This is a genomic window from Massilia sp. DJPM01 (assembly GCF_030348125.1).
Lineage (GTDB): Bacteria > Pseudomonadota > Gammaproteobacteria > Burkholderiales > Burkholderiaceae_D > Telluria_A > Telluria_A frigida.
This window is the reverse complement of the sequence record NZ_JAQOZV010000156.1, coordinates 1-1,826: the sequence shown is the minus strand read 5'-3', so window position 1 is coordinate 1,826 and position 1,826 is coordinate 1. Positions and strand designations below refer to the sequence as shown.

1 protein-coding gene and 1 pseudogene are annotated in these 1,826 nt (G+C 64.3%); both read right to left on the bottom strand.

The window, feature by feature from the left end:
- Positions 1-346 (bottom strand): annotated as a pseudogene (locus PO883_RS34315) (DNA primase); the annotation flags it as partial.
- Positions 347-445: 99 nt separating this feature from the next.
- Positions 446-1,826, bottom strand: a 1,381-nt coding sequence (locus tag PO883_RS34310) for a toprim domain-containing protein (RefSeq protein ID WP_289313780.1), incomplete at its 5' end; no start/stop codon positions are given.

Here is a 1,826-nt window from a genome sequence, read left to right as displayed (position 1 = left end):
GGGCGATGGTGTCGATCAGCGTCAGGTATTTCTCATGGTCGCGCCGGGTGCGCGTGCGGTCGTCAAGGAACGTCAGCTGGTCGGCGTACGGGTTGACCACGGCCAGCTTTTTTAACAGCCGCTGGGCGTTACGGTGCAGCTCCAGGATGCGCTGCTTCTGCTCCTTTCTCACCAGTCCCTGCAGGGTGCGCTTTTCCCGTTGCAGCCGGTGGATCGCGCGCGTCTGTTCGCGGTCTTCGTCCACCGTCAACACCAAGCAGCGGTTCATCAGCTCTTCGTCGATGTCGATTGCCGTCGTCGTCAGAAACATCATGACCGGCCCCTCGACCCGGTATTCCTGGGTCACCAGGTTGCCGGTCTTCGGATCGGCGCCGGTGGTGGCAATCGTCAGCTCGCCCTCGGACTGCAGCAGCTTTAACGCGTAGCTGGCGCGGCTCGCTCCTTCCTACTCGACGATGGCCAGGATCTTGTGTTTCAGGTTCGTTTCTCCCATGTAGAACAGCGACTGGCCGGTCATCGCGCTGTACTTGACCCGCTCCTCTTCCGGCATCAGGGCCAGCACCGCATCCATCAGCGAGCTTTTGCCGGCCGCGCTGGAGGACTGGATCACGATCGCCAGCGGTGCGTCGAGCCGGCGGCTGGTCGCGGCCAGGTAGCCCACCAGCTTATTGGTCGCCTCGCCCACGATGCCGCAGGCGTCGAAGTCGTCGGCGATGCGGGTCAGCAGGTCAGGAGCGGTGAGCAGGGCCAGCGCCGCCTCGCGATCAAGCGCGCCCATCGTCACCGCTTGCGGCTCTTTTGGTTTCAAGGCTCCCTGGATCTGCATCTCCTGCAAGGCTTCGAGCTTGAGCAGCACGCGCCCCAGGTCCGTCTTGAGCGTGTCTTCGGCAATCCGCAATTCGACCGCCGCCTGCGTGATGTAGCTGGCCCGCGCCCTGGCGTTGTACAGGTCGAAGGTGTCGACGTGGAAGGCGTCGCCGTTCGATGCCAGCACGTTCACCTTGAGCACGTCGTAGGCCAGGTTTTTAGAGAGGCCGCGCACTCGGTAGCGCCGCTCGGCGAACGACAGCACGACCTCGTTATCCTTCACGTCCGCGTCCATCGCGAACGACGGCCCGCATGGCGCGGGCGATGCCGGCAGCGGCGCCGCTGTCGGTGACGAAATTAATTTAGCGGCTAAATTTTCTTCCGCCGGCGATGCGGGCGTTTCTTTAGCGGCTAAAGAAGTGAGGGAGGCCGGAGTGACGGCAGCCGGCGGCGCGCCATTCCCCATCCAGACTGCCTTGCGAATCAGCGCACCCAGGCTTTTTGCGGCCGGCTGCACCTTCAACGCGTACTCGTTGGCGTCCATCCCCTTCGGGAACTGGATGCGGTAGCAGTCGATACCAACAGCAAGCAGGCGCTCGGCCAGCTTGTCGGCGGCGCGCTCCCCGGCGTCGTCGCGGTCGTAGGCGATCAGCACGCGTGCGATGTGGTGCGCCTTGAACGCGGCCAGGTGATCTTCCGTGAAGCCCTCGATGCCGTAGCTAGCCGTCACGTTGCGGTAGCCTGCGCACCAGAACGTCATGGCGTCGATCAGCGACTCGCACAGGATGATCTCGCTGGACGCCGCCAGCGCCTGGTGGTTCCACACGCCGCGGTGCGGGCCTGGCAGGTACAGGTGCAGCGGCGTACCCTTGCGCAGGCCGTCCGTGATCTTGCGACCGTACACTTCGCCCACCTGGCCCTGTTCATCCATCACCGGCACCACCAGGCTGCCGTTGAAGTGCTCGTGCCCGCTCTCGCGATAGATGCCGATGCGTTCAAGCCGGGCGCGGATATCGGCA